The following is an 18,256-nucleotide window of genomic DNA, read 5'->3' as shown; positions in this document are numbered from 1 at the left end:
ATGACCACGCCGATCGACACCGGTCCGAAACGATCTGTCGCCCAGCGGCTTTCGGAACTGAAGGCGTTCGCTGCCGCTCCGCAGGCCCGCCCGGCAAAGCTGGGCTTCGTGGGTTCGGTGCTGATCACCGCCGGCGGCCTGGGCGCGGGCAGCACCAAGCCACACGACCCCCTGCTGGAGTCGATCCACATGTCCTGGCTGCGATTTGGCCACGGGCTGGTGCTGTCGTCGATTCTGCTGTGGACGGGCGTGGCGCTGATGTTGTTCGCGTGGCTGACGCTGGGCCGCCGCGTCATCGCAGGCGAAACCACCGAGTTCATGATGCGCGCCACCACCGGCTTCTGGTTGGCGCCCCTGCTGCTGTCGGTGCCGGTTTTCAGCCGCGACACCTATTCCTATCTGGCCCAGGGCGCGCTGCTGCGCGACGGCTTCGACCCGTATGCCGTGGGCCCGGTCGCGAATCCGAACGTGTTGTTGGACAACGTAAGTCCCATTTGGACGATCACCACCGCACCGTATGGTCCGGTGTTCATTCTCATTGCCAAGCTCGTCACGGTGGTGGCCGGCAATCACGTGATCGCCGGGACCATGCTGCTGCGGCTGTGCATGCTGCCCGGGCTGGCGCTGTTGATCTGGGCCGCTCCCCGACTGGCCCACCACATCGGCACCAGCGGCGCCACGGCGTTGTGGATCTGTGTGCTGAACCCGCTGGTGTTGATCCACCTGATGGGCGGGGTGCACAACGAGATGCTGATGGTGGGTCTGATGACCGCCGGGATCGCGCTGACCTTCCAAGGCCGTCACGGCCTGGGTATCACCCTGGTGACGGTCGCGGTCGCGGTCAAAGCCACCGCCGCACTGTCGTTGCCGTTTCTGGTCTGGGTGTGGATGCGCCATCTGCGCGACCAACGCGGATATCGGCCGTTGCAGGCATTCGCGGCGGCCACCGCGATGGGCCTGCTGATCTTCGTCGCGGTGTTCGGCGTCTTGTCCGTGGCGGCCGGCGTCGGATTGGGCTGGCTGACCGCGCTGGCCGGATCGGTGAAGATCATCAACTGGCTGACGGTGCCGACCGCGGCGGCGAACGTGATCCACTTCCTCGTCAACGGGATTGTCCCGGTGAACTTCTACGCCACGCTGCGGGTCACCCGCTTGATCGGCATCGGGATCATCGCCGTATCGCTGCCGCTGCTGTGGTGGCGGTTCCGGCGCGACGACCGGGGCGCACTGACCGGTATGGCGTGGTCGATGCTGATCGTGGTGTTGTTCGTACCGGCCGCCCTGCCGTGGTATTACTCCTGGCCGCTGGCGGTGGCGTCGCCGCTGGCCCAGTCGCGCCGGGCGATCGCCGTCATCGGCGGGCTCTCGACCTGGGCGATGGTGATCTTCAAGCCCGACGGATCGCACGGCATGTATTCCTGGCTGCACTTTTCGATGGCCACCGTGGCCGCGCTGCTGGTCTGGCGGGCGCTGTACCGCGCCCCGGAAGCGCGCGCCGAACAGGCCGAAGAACCGCTGGCCGCCTAGTACGCCGTCAGTAAGCCATCGCCTGGGCCCGGCGGACCACCTCGCGGGCCTGGTGGGCGTGCAACGCGTCGACCGGACGGGCGTTGCTGATCGCATCGCGGCTCCCGTCGCGCGTCACCGTCAGCGACGCATCGGGGGTGAACAGCCAACGCACGATCTCGGTTTCGTGATAACCGCCGTCGTGCAGGATGGTCAGCAGCCCCGGCAGGCTCTTGACGACTTCACCGCTGTTGGTGAAGAAGACCTGCGGAATCACCACACCCCCGGCACGGCGAACCGCAAGCAGATGACCCTCTCGCAGCTGCTGCTGCACCTTGCTCACCGGCACGCCGAGCAACTCGGCGACCCGGGGCAGGTCGTAGGTTGGCTCGTCGGGATCCAAGACATCGTCGCCGGCCGGAATACTGCCCACGGCGCAAGTGTAGGCCGTGGTTGCCGGGCGCGGAGGCGGCTTGCGCGGATGTTCTCCTCGCCAATCGCCGACCCGCACCTACGATGGCCCCGTGACCAGACCCGGGACGGGCGACCCGTTGGACAGCGCGTTGCTGGATGGCCGCTACCTGGTTCAGGGCAAGATCGCCAGCGGCGGCACCTCGACGGTGTACCGCGGCCTCGACGTCCGGCTCGATCGCCCGGTCGCGCTGAAAGTGATGGATTCGCGCTATGCCGGCGACAGCGAGTTCATGACCCGCTTCCAGCTCGAGGCCCGCACGGTGGCCCGGCTGAAGAATCCGGGGCTGGTCGCCGTCTACGACCAGGGCCTGGACGCGCGGCACCCATTTCTGGTGATGGAGCTCATCGAGGGCGGCACCCTGCGCGAGCTGCTGGCCGAACGCGGTCCGATGCCGCCCCATGCCGTGGTGGCGGTGCTGCGCCCGCTGCTCGGTGGGCTGGCCGCCGCGCATCGCGCCGGGCTGGTGCATCGCGACGTCAAACCCGAGAACGTGCTGATCTCCGATGATGGCGACGTCAAAATCGCCGATTTCGGTCTGGTACGTGCGGTCGCGGCCGCCGGAATCACCTCCACCAGTGTCATTTTGGGCACCGCGGCCTACTTGTCGCCCGAGCAGGTGCGCGACGGTAACGCCGGTCCGCGCAGCGATGTCTACTCCGCCGGGATCCTCACCTACGAGCTGATGACCGGCCGGGCACCGTTCACCGGCGACTCCCCGCTGTCGGTCGCCTACCAGCGACTGGACCACGACGTGCCGCGTCCCGGCGCCGTGATCGAAGGAGTGCCCACCCAATTCGACGATTTCGTGGCGTGCGCGACGGCGCGCGACCCGGCCGAGCGGTACGCCGACGCGATCGAGATGCTCGCCGACGTGGAGGCGATCGCCGAGGAGCTGGACCTGCCCGACTTCCGGGTCCCGGCGCCACGCAACTCTGCCCAGCACCGCTCGGCGGCGCTGCACCACAGTCGGCTCAGCGAGCAGCCCGCGGCGCCACCGCCGCCGGCTCAGCCCGCGGTGCGTCAGCCCACCCGTCAGCTGCCGCGCGGACCCGGCGACTGGCCGGAATCCGAACCGCAGGCCCAGGTCGGCCCCGACCCCGACGAGGAATACGAATACCAGCCTGTCTCAGGCGAATTCGCCGGTATCGCGATCAGCGAATTCACCCTCGCGCGTCAACAAAACCGGCGCATGGTGCTGATCTGGGTGGCGCTGGTGCTGGCGCTGGCCGGTCTGGCCGCGACGGCGGGCTGGACGATTGGCAGCAACCTGGCCGGGCTGCTGTGACGGTAGGCGACGCCGTCAGCTGCCAGATCCCTTTTCAATGTGGGTTGAAATGATATGGTTCGCCCGTGCCGTCACCTGGGAAAACGATAAAGCGCCGGGGCAGACGCCAAGGCGAGCCGGTATCGCGCGACGCGGTCCTGCGCGCAGCAAAGCGGCAGTTCGCTATGCACGGCTATGACAAGACGCCCCTGCGGGCGATTGCCGATGATGCACGAGTAGACCCGTCGATGATCCTCTATCTCTTCGGCTCGAAGGCGGCACTGTTTCGCGAGTCGATGAAGTTGGTGCTGCCATCCGAGTTGCTGACAACGGCGCTCGCCGAGAAGGACGACGACTTGGGTTGCCGCATCGTGCGGGCCTACCTCGGCATCTGGGAGCACCCCGATACGGCCGCGAGCATGGCCTCGATGGTGCAGTCGGCGACGTCGAACAGCGATGCCAGGGACGCGTTTCGCGGTTTCGTGCACGACTACCTGCTCGCTGCGGTGTCCAGCGTCCTGGGCGGTGGCGAGGAAGCGCGACTGCGCGCAATGCTGGCCGCGACCAACCTCGTCGGCACCGCGATGTTGCGGTACATCATGCGCGTGCCGCCTCTGTCGTCGCTCGCGGTCGACGAAGTGGTCAGTTTGGTGGGGCCTGCGGTGCACCGGTTCCTCACTGCCCCCGCCGAGGAGCTGGGGCTGGACCTGCCGTCGCAATAACCCTGCAAGGCAACGAAGTAGCCTCGGCTACACCGCGGTCGCCTCGATGATGCTGAGCGGCGATACGGTGTCGACGACGCGGTTCAACCGAAAACCGGCTCGGTCGAGCAGCTTGCCATACTCGTCCGCGCTGCGTTCTTGGGCGCCCGCGACGACCAGCATCTCGAGGTCCACCCACTTGCCGTGGAAGTCGCGATCGTGGTCGGGAATGACGAACTCGCAGAGCAATAGTCGCGCGCCGGTACGGGCCGCGGCACGGACGTTCGTCAGGATGCGCACGGCGGCGTCCTCGGGCCAGTCGTGGATGACGTTCTTGAGCACATACGCGTCGCCGCCCGCCGGGGCGGAATCGAAGAACGAGCCCTCTTCGATCCGGACGCGGTCGTCGACCGCGTACTTGCGAAACAAGTCCGGTGCGCCCGCCACGACCTCTGGAAGATCGAACAGCACGCCGCGCGAGTCCGGAGCCGTGTCCAGGATCGCCGCCAACAGCCGACCGTGTCCCCCACCGACATCAACGATCGTGCCGAACGCACTGAAGTCATAGGCCGCGGTCAAGGGAACGGTCGCGAATTCGGAGATATTGGTCATGGCTGAGTTGAAAATCCCACCTAGCTCCGCCTCGCCAGCCAGATACTCGAATGCTGGTTGGCCGCGAAGCTGGGGAATCACCGGTTCTCCGGTCCGGATCGCCTCGGTCAGGTGGCTCCAGTGCTCGCGATGCTGTGGCGACCCGACCCATCGCGCCATCCCGGCCATCGACACCGGCGCGTCGGTGCGCAGCGTGTCGGCGAGCGGGGTGAGTGCGTAGCATCCGTCGCTGCGCCGGCGGAAAATCCCGATGCCGATCAACGCGCGCATGAGTCGCCGCAGGGCGTCGGGATCGGCACCGACTCGATCTGCCAACTGATCTCCGGACAGCGGGCCGGCTGCCAGGGCGTCCGCCACGCCAAGATCCGCTGCGGTCGTGATCGCCTGAGCGACCCAGGCATTCAGGATCAATTCCAGCATCACCGCCGGGGGCGGAGCGAAGCGTTGCCGCAGCCGCGACAGGTGCTGGCGGGTCCGTTCAACGGCTCGCACGACCTTGGTCGGCGGGACCTTAGAGGTCAACTGACTACCTTCTTTCTCGCTCACCTTCGCCACGCTGGACGCGAACGCGCCCAAAAGTACTTGCTCACCCGAGGGTTCCTACTGCGCGACCGATCGCCCTGTCCGCGTGGCAACTATGCCCGCAAACTTTGATTATTTCAATAACTATTGAAATAATCGTTGGTTCCGGCTACAGTTCTGGCAGGGGGCCGGATGAACGGAGTCGTCATGTCACGTCTAGCCACGAAGGTCGTCGTTGCGGCGATCCTCACCTTCACCGCCGTCGCTGCGACCGGATGCGTTCCCGCGGCCAGCGTGGAACCACCCCTCGGGGTTGCAGCGGGTTAAAGCTGCATCGCGCCGAAATCCTAAGCGACACTTCGCAAAGCAGGCGTCGCCTACCGGGTGCCCGATGGTGCCACCTGGTAGGCGGTGCCTTCGTTTGTCGGTCACATCGCGTCGGTCAACGATCCCGGGTGCCGGCCAGTCCCGTCGTCAGTGCTGTCGAAAACTGCTTCCTGGCAACAGTTCTGGGATGACCGTCTGGGCGGCAGCGTTCTTGACCGTCAACCGGAAACGGTTTGAGCCCACTCCAACAGCCCATCCACGTTGAGCTGAGGCTGAATTCCCGCGGTACCCGCCAGGCCTGGCGCAGCCAGCCCGCCTAACGGGGCCGCCAACGTGCTCGACGAGCCGGGCATGGGGGTCACCGAAGCGACGGCGACGGAGCCGAAGACGTTCGTGATGGACGCGCCGGCGGGGCCGGCGATGGCGGTGGCGGTGTTCCCGAGTGTTTGGATGGCGACCTGTTCCGCACCGACAACGGGGAGTGTGGCGGAGCCGTTGACGAGGGTGACCAGAACCTCCTGGAAGGATCCGGGGGTCAGGACGAGGGGGCTCGAGTCGGCGGTGACGTCGACGCCGCCGGGGATCAGCACACCACCCTCGGAACAGTCGACGAGCGTGTGAATTGTGCTGCCGGGGTTGACGATTACGCTGCCGAAGCTGACGAGGTTGGTGCCGGGCCCCGTGATCGTGATCGAGCCGCTGTTGACGTACACGCCCGTGTTGGCGCCGATGTCGATGGCGCCGCCCGGCGCGACGGTCACAGTTTGGCCCGGAGCTACCGGCCCGACCGTGTCGGCGCTAGTGGAGCTGAGGGTTTGCATCGTGGCATTGGTCGAGGACAGCTGTTGCGTGGCGTTGCCGGTGGCCTGCGCCACCATCTGAGCCTGGGCGTTTTGCCCTGTCGAATTGGTGGTCTGCGGTGGTTGGTCGAAGGACGTCAGGGTGCCGGCGGTCTCGGAGTCGGTGGCGTAGCCGTACATCGCGGTGGCGTCTTGCACCCACATCTGCATGTATTGGGCTTCGGTGGCCGCGATCGCCGGGGTGTTTTGCCCGAAGAAATTGGTGGCGATCAGCGCGATCAGCTGTGCCCGGTTGGCCGCGATCACCGGTGGGGGCACCGTCATCGCGAACGCCGCCTCGTAAGCCCCCGCGGCCGCGTAGGCCTGAACGCCCGTCTGCGCGGCCTGCGCCGCGGCAGCAGACAACCACTCCACATACGGTGTGGCCGCGGCCGTCATCAGCACCGACGAGGGGCCCGACCACGCCTGGCCGGTCAATCCGGCCAGCTCGGCCGCATAGCCACTGGCGGTCGACTCCAGCTGCGCGGCCAACGCATCCCAACCCGCCGCGGCCGTCAGCAATGGCCCCGAACCGGGACCGGCATACATCAGCGCGGAGTTGACCTCCGGCGGCAACAACCCAAAGTCCACGTCGTCAGTCCTTCCGCGGACGGCGGTGGTTATTTCAACCACCATTTAATATTTTTTCAACAGCGAGAGAATAACGCCGATAGTGGTCGAGCACCAGCAAATCGAGGCAAACGCTTCGTGACCGCGACCGCGAACGGATGGGCCCCAGGACTTGACCCGACTTCGCGCCCGGTTGGCGGACCGGCGTCAGCACCGCATGACTCCCCCGGGCGCCGGCGCGAGGTCACGCTCGGGAAACGTTTCTTAACATTGCCTCATGAATCTCTTATTTTTCTTAATTTTCGTGTAGCGTACTGCTGCATGGGTTCGACAATGCTTGGCATCGACTCGCCGAACCGGCTCGGCGAGCACGCAGTCGTACTGGGCGCCGGAATGGCGGGTTTGCTTGCGGCGCGCGTACTTTCGGAGTTCTACGACTCGGTCAGTGTGGTCGAGCGGGACAGGTTGCCCGACTACCCGTGCCATCGCAGGGGCATCCCGCAGGGCCGCCATGTACATAATTTCCACAGCCGCGGCCTGCAGGTGCTGGACGAGTTGTTTCCCGGCTTGTTGAGGGACCTGGCCCGAGCCGGGGCGGTCGTCGTCGACGATGGTGAGCTGTCGAATTTCTACGTGCGCTTCGGGCGCTATGAAATGAAAACGTCCGGCCGATTCGCCGACCCGGCCGCGCTGGCGATGCATATGGCGAGCCGGCCGTTTGTGGAGTTTCACCTGCGCCGGCGCGTCAAGGCCCTGCCCAACGTGACATTCCTCGACGGGCACGATGTGGCCGAACTCGTCACCACCGCCGACATCGTCAACGGCGTGCGAATCATCCGGCGCTACAACGGGTTTCTCACGACGCTGGACGCCGATCTGGTGATGGACGCCACGGGTCGGGCGGCGCGCACCCCGGCGTTCTTGGAGAAGCTGGGTTTCGAACGGCCGGCCGAGCATCGGGCGGAGGCCAGGTTGGGCTACTCGACCCAACAGTTGAGCATCCCCGACGGGTCCATCGCCCAGCGGCTGGTGGTGTTCAATCCGGGCGGCGGCCAGCCCGGCGGCCTGTTGCTCACCTGCGAGCACGACATGTGGATGCTGGCGATCGGCCGGCCCAGCGAGGCCGGCGATCCGCCAACCGATTTCGCCTCGATGCTCGCGATAGCCGAGCAGAGTCTTCCCCCGGCGATCATCGAGGGGTTGCGCAATGCCCAGCCCCTCGGTGAGGCCGTCACCTATCGCCACACCGCCGCGGTCTGGCGCCGCTATGACCAGTTGCCCCGATTCCCCGCGGGGTTGCTGGTGATAGGCGACGCGCTGTGCAGCCTCGACCCGACGCACGGCCAGGGCATGACGATCGCCGCGCTGGAAGCACTCACCCTGCGCGATTGCCTCAGCGTGGGCAGAACCGGTCTGGCGCAACGCTATTTCCGCGCGACGGCGCACTACCTCGGCGAGACATGGGCCGCCAATCAAGCCAGGTCGCGGGTCACTTCCCCGACTCACGACCGGAAATCCATGCGGCAGCGGCTATCCCGCCGACTGTCCAGAGCGGCCCTCAATGCGGCGGGCCATGATGTTGTGCTGGCTGAGCGCTTCTTTCGGGTCTCCAACTTCGTCGACCCGCCCTCGCGGCTGCGGGATCCCGCCCTGATGCCGCGCATCGTGCTGGGCAACCTGCGGGCGCTGTTCACCCGGTCGACACAGCGCGCGGCCGGACCGGCGGTCGCCCCGCAGCGCGAGCGACTTACCGTGCGGAGCTAGTCGCGCAGCATCTCGGCGACCAGGAACGCGAGCTCCAGCGACTGCTGGGTGTTCAGCCGCGGGTCGCACGCCGTCTCGTAACGGCCGCCCAGGTCATGGTCCGAAATGTCTTGTGCGCCACCCAAACACTCGGTGACATCCTCGCCGGTGATCTCGACGTGGATGCCGCCCGGGTGCGTGCCCAGTGCGTGATGCACCTCGAAGAAGCCCTGCACCTCGTCGACGATGCGGTCGAAGTGGCGGGTCTTGTACCCGGTGGACGACTCGTGGGTGTTGCCGTGCATCGGGTCGCACTGCCAGATCACCTGGTGACCGGTGGCCTGCACCTTCTCGATGATCGGCGGCAGCAGGTCGCGGACCTTGTTGTTACCCATCCGGCTGACCAGCGTGAGCCGGCCCGGCTTGTTCTGCGGGTCGAGGCGCTCGACGTACTCCATCGCCAACTCGGGCGTCATCGTCGGGCCGAGCTTGATGCCGATCGGGTTCGCGATCACCTCGGCGAACGCGATATGCGCGCCGTCGAGCTGGCGGGTCCGCTCCCCGATCCACACGGTGTGCGCCGACAGGTCGTACAGCTGAGGCTTGCCGTCTTCGCTTTCCGACAGCCGCAGCATCGCGCGCTCGTAGTCGAGCACCAGGGCCTCGTGGCTGGCGTAGATCTCGGCGGTCTGCAGATTGCGGTCGGCCACGCCGCAGGCGCTCATGAAGCTCAGCGCGCGATCGATCTCGGCCGCCAATGCCTCGTACCGGGCACCGGCGGGCGAGGTCCGGACGAATTCCCGGTTCCAGTCGTGCACGCCGTGCAGCGACGCCAGGCCCGACGACGTCAGCGCCCGCATGAGGTTCATCGCCGCGCTGGCGTTGGCGTAGGCACGCACCAGCCGCGACGGGTCATGCTCGCGCGCGGCGCCATCCGGGGCGAAGCCGTTGATCATGTCGCCGCGGTAGGACTTCAGGCCCAGCGCGTCGATGTCGGCCGACCGGGGCTTGGCGTACTGACCCGCGATGCGGGCCACCTTGACCACCGGCAGGCTGGCGCCGTAGGTCAGCACCACCGCCATCTGCAGCAGGGTGCGGACGTTGCCGCGGATATGCGGCTCGGTGTTGTCGACGAACGTCTCGGCGCAGTCGCCGCCCTGCAACAGGAATGCCTCGCCCTTGGCGACCTGGGCGAGCTGGTCTTGCAGCCGGGCGATTTCGGACGGCACCGTCACGGGCGGGACGCTTTCGAGGACCGTGCGCATCGCCGCGGCCTGCGCTTCGGGCCAGGACGGTTGCTGAGCCGCCGGCTTGGCCAGGGCAGCGTCCAGCCGGGTCCGCAGGTCGGCGGGCAGCGGCGGCAGTGCAGGCAGCTGGTCGATCGGTATGTCGACGGTCCAGTTCATCGGTCCATGATATCCGTGGCCAGCCTGGGCCAACGCCATTCGTCGTGCACCCAGACCGGTACCCCCAGCGGGGGCTGAGGGGTGCTTAACGGCTCGCTTGCGCGCCCGCATCGTCGCCGGACACTATCAGCCTGAACCGGCGCATCTGATCGCGGGCATCGACCAGCGCATCGTGGACGTCGCGATGTCGCGGCGGCAATCGCGGCGATCCCCGGTCCTCCCAGAGTTGGCGCAGCTCCCGGGTGAAGCGCGGTATCGCCTTCGGCAGTCCGGGCATCGGCCCCCACAGTTGGCACAATGCGACGTGGTCGTAGGCCGCCACCCAGGCCCAGAGCTCGATCGGCTCGGCGGCCTGGCCGCCGGAGATGCCGAAGAACTCTTCGAGGTCGTGGCGAATCTGCTTGCGCGAGCGCCATACCTGCGAGGCGGGCGGCGGCAGCTTTGGCAGTACGTTGGCGCGCACCCAGGCCCCGGCGCGCTCGGGATCGAATTCGGTGGACACGGCGTAGTACTCGCGGCCGTCTTCGGCGACCACCCCGATCGAGACCAGCTCGATGGTGCGGCCGTCCTCGATGAATTCGGTGTCGTAGAAGTACCGCACCGAAAAAGCCTAGGCTAGCCGCCGATCAGGATGGGCTCGGTTCCCTCGGGTGGCGGCGCGGGATGGACGTCATGGTCCAGCTGGGCGTCGACCAGGCGCTCGTCGGGCAGGCGCGGCGTGCCGGCGATCGCGCACTGCAGCCACAGCTTGGCCCGCACCACCGGCCGGCGCCATCTGCGTTCCCGCGCCAGGGCTCGCCGCATCTTGTCCGGCTGGGTGGTGTAGCGCCAGCGGGCCCACGGCGCGTGCGGGCGCGACAGCCGGATCGCCCCGATGACCAGCAAGACCACGATGAACATGCCGAGCAGGCCGGTCCACACCTTGCCCTTGAGCACCACCACCACCGCCAGCGGCAACGTCATCACCAACGCGCAGACCACCGCGGCGTGCCAGGCGGACGGCACCGTGCCATGGGCAAACGGGAAGAGAAACATCAACGGGTGCAGCCCCATGATCAGCAGTCCGGCCACCGCCACGGCGGCGAAGACGGCGTCCACCGAGGTGCGGCCGTCCTCTTCCCAGTAGACGTCGGACAGGTGCAGGATCAGCGCGTACTCATCGAGCACCAGCGCCGCACCGATTCCGAAAAGTATTGCGGAAACTGTGTTTTCGGGTTCGTCGCCGTTGACCGACAACGTGACCAGCGTCAACCCGGAGATCATCACCAGCACCACCCCGAATGTCACGTGGTGGATGTGCAGTCCCCCGATGTGGACGTTGCGTGGTTGCCACCACTTGGCGGGGCGTCCGGAGGCGACGCGGTGCCGGATGAAGCGCACGAAGGTTCGGGTGACGAAGAAGGTCAGAATGAAGGCGACCAGGCAGCACAGCAGGGGCAGCCGGCCGCCGTGGACGATGTCGTGCGAGAACCAGTGGGCCACTCTGGGCGCGAACCAGTGCAACACGATTGCAACCTACGCCCGCACCTGTCGGCAGCGCGGGAGCCGCGCTGCGCGGCAGTACGGCCAGGAACACCGATTACGCTGTTCTGCGACATGAGTATTTCGCAGGCGCCCCGCGTGGGCAGCCGACCGGGGCGGGCGTTGGTGTGGGGTTTGTTGTGGCTGGTGGCCGCGGCGGCACTGGGTTACACGGCCTGGGGCCTGTTCGCGCACACGCCGTACCGCATCGATATCGACATCTATCAAATGGGCGGCCAGACCTGGCTGGACGGACGGCCGCTCTACACCGGTGACGTGTTGTTCCACACACCCATCGGGCTGAATCTGCCGTTCACCTATCCCCCGCTGGCCGCGATCGTGTTCTGTCCGTTCGCCTGGCTGCACATGCCGGCGGCCAGCGTCGCGATCACGGTGCTGACCCTGGTGCTGCTCATCGTCTCGACGGTGATCGTGCTGACCCGCCTCGACGTGTGGAGCACCTCGGCGCTGGTGCCCGGGCCGGCCTGGCTGCGCCGGTGGTGGCTCGCGGTGGTCGTCGTGGCGCAGGCCTCGATCTGGCTGGAGCCCATCGCCTCGAACTTCGCCTTCGGCCAGATCAACGTGGTGCTGATGACGTTGGTGATCGCCGACTGCGTGCCGCGCCGCACGCCGTGGCCGCGTGGGCTGCTGCTGGGGTTGGGCATCGCGCTCAAACTCACCCCCGCGGTGTTCCTGCTCTATTTCCTGGTGCGCCGCGACTTCCGCAGCGCGTTGACGGCCCTGACGTCTTTCGCCTCGGCGACGCTGGTCGGGTTCATCCTGGCCTGGAGCGACTCCTGGGAGTACTGGACGCACACCGTGCACCACACCGACCGGATCGGCTCCGCGGCGCTGAACACCGACCAGAACATCGCGGGCGCGCTGGCCCGGATCGGGCTCTCCGAGCACCTGCGTTTCCTGCTCTGGGTGGGGCTGTGCCTGGCCGTGCTCGCGTTGACCATCTGGGCGATGCGGCGGGTGCTGCAGGCCGGTGAGACGACACTCGCGGTCATCTGCGTCGCCCTGTTCGGGTTGATGGTGTCGCCGGTGTCGTGGTCACACCATTGGGTGTGGGTGCTCCCGACGCTGCTGGTGACGGCGATCCTGGGCTGGCGGCGCCGCAACATCGCGCTGGGCGTGCTCACCGTCGTCGGCGTGGCGGTGCTGGAGATCGACTGGACACCGCTGGAGCTGATGCCCAAGCACCACGAGGAGACGGCCAACTGGTGGCATCAGCTGCTCGGGATGTCCTACGTGTGGTGGGCGCTGGCCGTGATCGTCACGGCCGGACTCACGGTCACCGCCCGGGCTGCTACTCGGGATGCGCAGGGGCGCAGTGATTCCGACACCGGCCGTGCGCTCTTGCGCGACGTGAACGTCGCGACCTAGCCGGCAGCCGTCTCGGGGATACGCGTGGCCTCGTCGTCGGGCCCCTGAACATTCGAGCCGTCGTCGCGGTTCTTGACCGTCGCGGCGTAGACGTCGACGTACTCCTGACCGGACAGACCCATCAGCTCGTAGATGACCTCGTCGGCGACGGCCCGCTCGATGAAGCGGTTACCGGCCATGCCCTCGAATCGGGAGAAGTCCATCGGCTTGCCGAACCGGACCGTCACCTTGCCGAAGCGCAGCATCGAGGTGCCGGGCGGGTTGACGACGTTGGTGCCGATCATCGCGACCGGAATCACCGGAACGCCGGTCTCCAGGGCGAGGCGGGCCAGACCGGTCTTGCCCTTGTAGAGCCTGCCGTCGGGCGACCGGGTGCCCTCGGGGTACATGCCCATCAACTTGCCCTCGCCCAACAACCGCTGCGCGGTCTGCAGTGCGGCCTGGGCGGCATCGGCGTTGGTGCGGTCGATCGGCACCTGGCCGACGGCGGTGAAGAACCACCGACTCCACCAGCCCTTGATTCCGGTGCCGGTGAAATATTCGGACTTCGCCAGGAAGGTGATGCGCCGGCGCACCACCAGCGGCAGATAGAAGCTGTCCATCACCGCCAGGTGATTACTGGCCAGGATCGCCGGGCCAGTACTCGGAACATGGTGCAGGCCTTCGACTTTCGGCCGGCCCAGCAATTGCAGCAACGGACCCAGGAGGATGTACTTGAACAGCCAGTAAGCCATGGCCCTCCCTTTCGCCCGAAATCCGCTGATGTTCTGCGCCAACTGTACCCATCCGCGACGGAGGGGACCACTTTCAAACCGTGTGGATCAATCTTCGATCGTGACGGGGATGGGCTGGTAGCGAGTACGCACGTCCGTGTCGCCCGCGGGGGCGTCCTCACCCGGCGCTCCGCCACCGGGCGGGCCGTCCGGAGGCGGCTGGGCCGACCGGTCGATGTCGTCGACGATCGCGCGAATCACCTCCAGCAGCGCGACGCTGTGATCCGCGATCACGGTCAGCAGCGGGTGCTGATCGCCGGTCGCCAGCGCGGCCAGCGCGCACACCGGACACCAGATCTGCTGACACTTGCCGGTCCCGGGGCCATCGCCTCCGGTCAATGAAGCCGCCATCCGCACCGCGGGGTCGATCCCGTTCAGAATCGTTTCGGCGAGCTTGCGTAGTTCCGGACCGATATCGGGGTGTGCCTTGCTCACCTAGGCCACACCTCCGGATCTGGTCGAAAACGAACTATCAGCTCACCGCCCCGCAGATGCGCGTCGAGCACCGTGCACCGCCGCAGCACGGACGCCAACCGAACCCTGCGCCGCAACCCGCCGGCGCTGATGATCAGGTCGTCGTCCACCCGGCCCAGCGACAGCGATCCGGGATCGAGCTGGGGCAACGTTAGCCGCATACGGTATATCGACCCAAGTCCCGACCCCGATTCGAGATCCACAATAGGACGCAACGGTCCAGGTGGGGCGCCTCCACGCCGAAGACGCGCGCTGTCAAGCAATCCGCCCAGCGCCTTGGGGCCGATCGGCTCACCCGCCAAGTGCGGGGTCATCACGAGCGCGACGTCGCCGATCGTGGCATCGAGCTCCTCGAGCACCGCGCGCTGCTCCGAGATGCGCTCGCCGTACCAGTAGAACGCCGGATGCTCGGGCAGGTTGCGGTACTCGTAGGACTCGTCTTCCACCAGAACCTGATTGATGATCAGCTCCTCGACGCGGACCCCCATCAGCGACAGCGAGCCCAGCGTCCGGACCGCCTCGGCGGCCACCACCCGCTCGGGCGTGAGCACCAGGTGCGCGCTGACCAGCTCCCCGTCGGTGAGCAGGGCGCTGAGCCGCTCGACGCTGGAGCTGATGCGTTCGATCAGCTCCACCACCGCGGCCGAGCGGGCGTCGTCGGCGGTGATGGACAGCCGGCGATGGCGCGGCCACGCGCGCTCGACGTAGAGCCCGAATGTGGCGGGCAGGGTGAGCATGCGCAGCGCGTCCGCGGTCGAGGCGCAGTCGACGACGACGCGATCCCATCGTCCGGACGCCGCGAGCTCGCCGACCGCGTGCAGCCCGAGCACTTCCTGAATGCCCGGCAATGCCGAGAGTTCTTCGGGCGCAATGCTGCTCAGCTCGGAATCGGGAAACCGCCGATCCAGCGCGGTGACCACCTCGTGCCAGCGGGCCTCGAGCAGGGCCAGGGTGTCCAGTGCCATCGCGTCCAGCGAGCCACTGCCCGTCTCGGCGGCCTCGCCGGGGAGCACCCGAACCGGATCGCCCCGACCGCTCGGCGGGACGGGGATGCCGAGCACATCGCCCAGCGAGTGCGCTTGGTCGGTTGAGACCACCAGCACGCGCTGCCCCTCGATCGCGTCACAGACCGCGGTGGCAGAAGCGAGGGTGGATTTTCCTACCCCGCCCTTACCTACGAAGAGACTGATTCGGGCCGGGGTGGATGAACCGGACTCACTCAGCCTCGACTCGTTTCTTCAGATCCTTCAGAGCGGTATCGGTCAGCCGGCGCTCGGCCTTGCGCTTGAGCAACCCGATCATCGGCAGGGCCAGATCGACCGAGAGTTCGTAGGTGACGTCGGTCCCAGAACCCTTGGCCGCCAACCGGTATGACCCTTCCAGCGAGCGCAGCAGCGAGCTGGAAACCAGGGTCCAGCTCAGCGACTTGTGGTCCGCCGGCCATTGGTAGGCCATGACCATGGTGTCCTTGATGATGCCGGCGTCCATCACGAATCGCACGGTCTTCGGATAGCCGTCGGCGCCGCGCTCCTGCACTTCGGCTTCCTTGTACTCCGAGATCCAGTCCGGGTACGAATCGATGTCGGCGATCACCTGCAGCACGGTGCCGGGATCTGCGTCGATGTGAATGGTCTGGGTCGTCTTATCCGCCACCTGGCCGTTACCTTCTCTCCCGCAAGGGGGTCCACCCCCGGTCATCTCCGGTAGTACCCCGCCTTCGGACCGAAACGGTACTCTCCGGGCGAACCTTGACCGGAGTTAAACTACCGGAGAAACCCCGACCGGACGTGACCGTTCCAGTGTCGTCTTGACCTCGAAAGCCATTTTCTTGCCCGCCACCCGGCGGCGATGTGTCATTTTCGCCAGGTTCAGTTTGGCCAGTTGCCAGGCCGCCACGCCGGTCGGTTCGGCGTGCAGGAAATAGTGCAGCACCACGCCGTCCAGCGACGGCTCCAGCCAGACCTCCATGGTGCCGGTCAGCGCGCCGGTGACCGCCCAGCGGATTCCCTTTTCGGCGCGGTCCTCGACGACCTGCAGCCGCAGATCTGGCCACCACCGTTGCCAGCTCAGCTGATCGCCTACCGCGGCGCCGACCAGTGCGCCGTCGGCGGCGACATACGTCTGGTCCGCGATCTGGATGCTGTGCATCGTGTCAGCTTCACATATCTATATCCGCCTCGCGCCGCCGAGGCCACGCCGGAGAAGAACGCGGCGCCAGCCGCCCGTCGCCACAATCGCGACGCGGCCCAACCGACTGTTTGGTTGCTGCGCGAATGCCGCGATTAGTCTGGGTGACAGCAACCCGGCCACCGGATCAATTGAGGTCAACAGTGCGTGAGTACAGCGTTCCTGCCCGCTTCTCCATCGGCGAGCACGACAACATCGCGGCCATGGTCTTCGAGCACGAGCGCGACGACCCCAGCTTTGTCATCTATCAACGTCAGATCGACGGGGTGTGGACCGACGTCACGTGCGCCGAGGCCGCCCAGCAGATTCGTTCGGCGGCATTGGGCCTGATCTCGCTGGGCGTGGAAGCCGGCGATCGGGTGTCGATTTTCTCGGCCACCCGCTACGAGTGGGCGATCCTCGACCTGGCCATCCTGTCCATCGGCGCCGTCACTGTCCCCATCTACGAGACCTCGTCGGCCGAGCAGGTGCGCTGGGTGCTGCAAAACTCCGAAGCCGTCGTGGCGTTCGCCGAAACCGACGCACATGCCGCGACCGTCACCGAACTGACCGGCGACCTTCCGGCGCTGCGCCGGGTGCTGCATATCGACGGCGCGGGCCCCAAGGCGCTCGACCAGCTCGCCGAGGCCGGCGCGTCGGTCGATCCGTCGGAGTTGCAAGCCCGCCTCGCGGCGCTGCGCCCCGAAGATCCCGCGACGCTGATCTACACGTCGGGGACCACCGGCCGTCCCAAGGGCTGTCAGCTCACGCATTCCAACCTGCTGTACGAAACCCGAGGCGCCAAGGAGTGCCTGCCGACCCTGCTGAACGAGGGGCAGCGGCTGCTGATCTTCCTGCCGCTGGCGCATGTGTTGGCCCGGTCGCTGACGCTGTCCGCGTTCGCCAACAAGGTGACCTGCGGCTTCACCAGCGACATCAAGAACCTGCTGCCGATGCTGGCGGTGTTCAAACCGACGGTTGTGGTGTCGGTGCCGCGGGTGTTCGAGAAGGTTTACAACACCGCCGAGCTGAACGCCGCCAACGACGGCAAGGGGCCGATCTTCGCGCGGGCCGTGCAGACCGCGGTCGACTGGAGCGAGGCACACGACAACGGCGGGCCCGGGCTGCTGCTGCGGGCCAAGCACGCGTTGTTCGACCGGCTGGTCTACCACAAGCTGCGCGCGGCGCTCGGCGGCGACTGCCACGCGTCGGTGTCCGGCGGCGCACCGCTGGGCGCCCGGCTCGGCCACTTCTACCGGGGCGTGGGTCTGACCATCCACGAGGGCTACGGCCTGACCGAGACCAGCTCGGCCATCACCGTCAACCAGGTCGGCCGGGTCAAGATCGGGACCGTCGGAACGTTGTTGCCGGGCAACAGCATGCGCATCGCCGACGACGGCGAGCTGCTGGTGCGCGGCGGCGTGGTGTTCAGCGGCTACTGGCGCAACGAGCAGGCCACCGCCGAGGCGTTCGCCGACGGCTGGTTCAAGACCGGCGATCTCGGCTCGCTCGACGAGGACGGCTTCCTGAAGATCACCGGCCGTAAGAAGGAGATCATCGTCACCGCCGGCGGCAAGAACGTCGCGCCCGCCGTGCTGGAAGACCAGCTGCGGGCCCACCCGCTGATCAGCCAGGCGATGGTGGTCGGGGACGCGAAACCGTTTGTCGGCGCGCTGATCACGATCGACCCGGAGGCCTTCGGCGGCTGGAAGCACCGCAACAGCAAGGCCGAGGGCTCGTCAGTGGGCGATCTGGCCACCGATCCGGACCTGGTCGCCGAGGTCGACGCCGCGGTCAAGCAGGCCAACCTGTCGGTGTCGCATGCCGAGTCGATCCGCAAGTTCCGCATTCTTCCGGTCGACTTCACCGAGGACACCGGCGAGCTGACCCCGACGATGAAGCTCAAGCGCAACGTGGTCGCCGAGAAATTCGCCTCCGATATCGAAGCGCTCTACGACAAGGAATAAC

The 18,256-nt window shown here is 67.0% G+C and carries 17 protein-coding genes; 6 read left to right on the top strand and 11 right to left on the bottom strand.

The features are described from left to right. Positions 1–1,527, top strand: a complete 1,527-nt coding sequence (locus tag G6N55_RS00750) for an alpha-(1->6)-mannopyranosyltransferase A (RefSeq protein ID WP_085220462.1) — start codon at positions 1–3, stop codon at positions 1,525–1,527. Positions 1,528–1,534: 7 nt separating this feature from the next. Here the strand turns inward: G6N55_RS00750 and G6N55_RS00745 are convergent, their stop codons facing one another. Further along, positions 1,535–1,939, bottom strand: a complete 405-nt coding sequence (locus G6N55_RS00745) for an Rv2175c family DNA-binding protein (protein WP_085220610.1) — start codon at positions 1,937–1,939, stop codon at positions 1,535–1,537. A 91-nt stretch (positions 1,940–2,030) separates the two neighbouring features. Between G6N55_RS00745 and G6N55_RS00740 the strand changes: the two genes are divergently transcribed. After that, positions 2,031–3,266, top strand: coding sequence for a protein kinase domain-containing protein (locus G6N55_RS00740; RefSeq protein WP_163667109.1), 1,236 nt, complete (start codon positions 2,031–2,033; stop codon positions 3,264–3,266). 65 nt (positions 3,267–3,331) lie between these two features. Beyond that, positions 3,332–3,967 carry a TetR/AcrR family transcriptional regulator gene (locus tag G6N55_RS00735; protein WP_085220463.1) on the top strand — a complete coding sequence of 212 codons (636 nt, stop codon included), beginning with the start codon at positions 3,332–3,334 and terminating at the stop codon, positions 3,965–3,967. A 27-nt stretch (positions 3,968–3,994) separates the two neighbouring features. Here the strand turns inward: G6N55_RS00735 and G6N55_RS00730 are convergent, their stop codons facing one another. Together G6N55_RS00730 and G6N55_RS30060 are read right to left on the bottom strand one after the other, a co-directional pair. Next, positions 3,995–5,080 (bottom strand): methyltransferase, encoded by a 1,086-nt coding sequence (locus G6N55_RS00730; RefSeq protein WP_085220612.1) that lies wholly within the window; start codon positions 5,078–5,080, stop codon positions 3,995–3,997. A 545-nt stretch (positions 5,081–5,625) separates the two neighbouring features. Continuing rightward, positions 5,626–6,837: a PPE family protein gene (locus G6N55_RS30060; protein WP_085220613.1), complete on the bottom strand. Its 1,212-nt coding sequence runs from the start codon at positions 6,835–6,837 to the stop codon at positions 5,626–5,628. Positions 6,838–7,137: 300 nt separating this feature from the next. On the opposite strand from G6N55_RS30060, the gene G6N55_RS00720 reads away from it, so the two are divergent. Beyond that, entirely contained in the window at positions 7,138–8,580 is a 1,443-nt protein-coding gene (locus tag G6N55_RS00720; protein ID WP_085220464.1) for an FAD-dependent oxidoreductase, read from the top strand. Here G6N55_RS00720 and G6N55_RS00715 read toward each other — a convergent pair. The 3 genes from G6N55_RS00715 to G6N55_RS00705 all read right to left on the bottom strand — a co-directional run bounded on the left by G6N55_RS00715 (position 8,577) and on the right by G6N55_RS00705 (position 11,447). Then, the gene (locus tag G6N55_RS00715) at positions 8,577–9,965 is read right to left on the bottom strand and encodes a class II 3-deoxy-7-phosphoheptulonate synthase (RefSeq protein WP_085220465.1); all 1,389 of its coding nucleotides are present in this window, start codon (positions 9,963–9,965) and stop codon (positions 8,577–8,579) included. The genes G6N55_RS00720 and G6N55_RS00715 overlap by 4 nt on opposite strands. An 85-nt stretch (positions 9,966–10,050) precedes the next feature. Then, entirely contained in the window at positions 10,051–10,566 is a 516-nt protein-coding gene (locus G6N55_RS00710) for a polyadenylate-specific 3'-exoribonuclease AS (protein WP_085220466.1), read from the bottom strand. Positions 10,567–10,580: 14 nt separating this feature from the next. Beyond that, positions 10,581–11,447 carry a hypothetical protein gene (locus G6N55_RS00705; RefSeq protein ID WP_179968156.1) on the bottom strand — a complete coding sequence of 289 codons (867 nt, stop codon included), beginning with the start codon at positions 11,445–11,447 and terminating at the stop codon, positions 10,581–10,583. Between the two features lie 114 nt (positions 11,448–11,561). On the opposite strand from G6N55_RS00705, the gene G6N55_RS00700 reads away from it, so the two are divergent. Then, entirely contained in the window at positions 11,562–12,875 is a 1,314-nt protein-coding gene (locus tag G6N55_RS00700; protein ID WP_085220468.1) for a glycosyltransferase 87 family protein, read from the top strand. On the opposite strand, the gene G6N55_RS00695 is transcribed toward G6N55_RS00700, so the two are convergent. The 5 genes from G6N55_RS00695 to G6N55_RS00675 form a co-directional block, all read right to left on the bottom strand. Then, positions 12,872–13,609, bottom strand: a complete 738-nt coding sequence (locus G6N55_RS00695) for a lysophospholipid acyltransferase family protein (RefSeq protein WP_085220469.1) — start codon at positions 13,607–13,609, stop codon at positions 12,872–12,874. The two genes, G6N55_RS00700 and G6N55_RS00695, sit on opposite strands and share 4 nt — an antisense overlap. Before the next feature lie 87 nt (positions 13,610–13,696). Further along, positions 13,697–14,083 (bottom strand): hypothetical protein, encoded by a 387-nt coding sequence (locus G6N55_RS00690; RefSeq protein WP_085220470.1) that lies wholly within the window; start codon positions 14,081–14,083, stop codon positions 13,697–13,699. Continuing rightward, positions 14,080–15,345, bottom strand: a complete 1,266-nt coding sequence (locus G6N55_RS00685) for an ArsA family ATPase (protein ID WP_085220471.1) — start codon at positions 15,343–15,345, stop codon at positions 14,080–14,082. Before G6N55_RS00685 ends, G6N55_RS00690 begins: the two co-directional genes overlap by 4 nt. Next, positions 15,338–15,775, bottom strand: a complete 438-nt coding sequence (locus G6N55_RS00680) for an SRPBCC family protein (RefSeq protein WP_085220472.1) — start codon at positions 15,773–15,775, stop codon at positions 15,338–15,340. Before G6N55_RS00680 ends, G6N55_RS00685 begins: the two co-directional genes overlap by 8 nt. A 105-nt stretch (positions 15,776–15,880) precedes the next feature. Then, on the bottom strand, positions 15,881–16,270 hold the full coding sequence (locus G6N55_RS00675; RefSeq protein WP_085220473.1) for a polyketide cyclase / dehydrase and lipid transport: 390 nt from the start codon (positions 16,268–16,270) through the stop codon (positions 15,881–15,883). A gap of 182 nt (positions 16,271–16,452) precedes the next feature. On the opposite strand from G6N55_RS00675, the gene G6N55_RS00670 reads away from it, so the two are divergent. Then, complete coding sequence (locus tag G6N55_RS00670) at positions 16,453–18,255, top strand: AMP-dependent synthetase/ligase (RefSeq protein ID WP_085220474.1); 1,803 nt, start codon at positions 16,453–16,455, stop codon at positions 18,253–18,255. The last annotated feature ends 1 nt before the right edge of the window (position 18,256 follow it).

The organism is Mycobacterium florentinum (assembly GCF_010730355.1).
In the GTDB taxonomy this organism is placed as follows: domain Bacteria; phylum Actinomycetota; class Actinomycetes; order Mycobacteriales; family Mycobacteriaceae; genus Mycobacterium; species Mycobacterium florentinum.
The sequence above is the reverse complement of the archived record's forward strand: the minus strand, read 5'-3'. Positions and strand labels throughout refer to the sequence as shown.

What these genes read in the sequence shown, in the direction of transcription:
- G6N55_RS00750 (WP_085220462.1), top strand. Translation starts at nt 1, where the DNA reads ATGACCACGCCGATCGACACCGGTCCGAAACGATCTGTCGCCCAGCGG.
- G6N55_RS00720 (WP_085220464.1), top strand. Translation starts at nt 7,138, where the DNA reads ATGGGTTCGACAATGCTTGGCATCGACTCGCCGAACCGGCTCGGCGAG.
- G6N55_RS00715 (WP_085220465.1), bottom strand. Translation starts at nt 9,965, where the DNA reads ATGAACTGGACCGTCGACATACCGATCGACCAGCTGCCTGCACTGCCG.
- G6N55_RS00700 (WP_085220468.1), top strand. Translation starts at nt 11,562, where the DNA reads ATGAGTATTTCGCAGGCGCCCCGCGTGGGCAGCCGACCGGGGCGGGCG.
- G6N55_RS00695 (WP_085220469.1), bottom strand. Translation starts at nt 13,609, where the DNA reads ATGGCTTACTGGCTGTTCAAGTACATCCTCCTGGGTCCGTTGCTGCAA.
- G6N55_RS00675 (WP_085220473.1), bottom strand. Translation starts at nt 16,270, where the DNA reads ATGCACAGCATCCAGATCGCGGACCAGACGTATGTCGCCGCCGACGGC.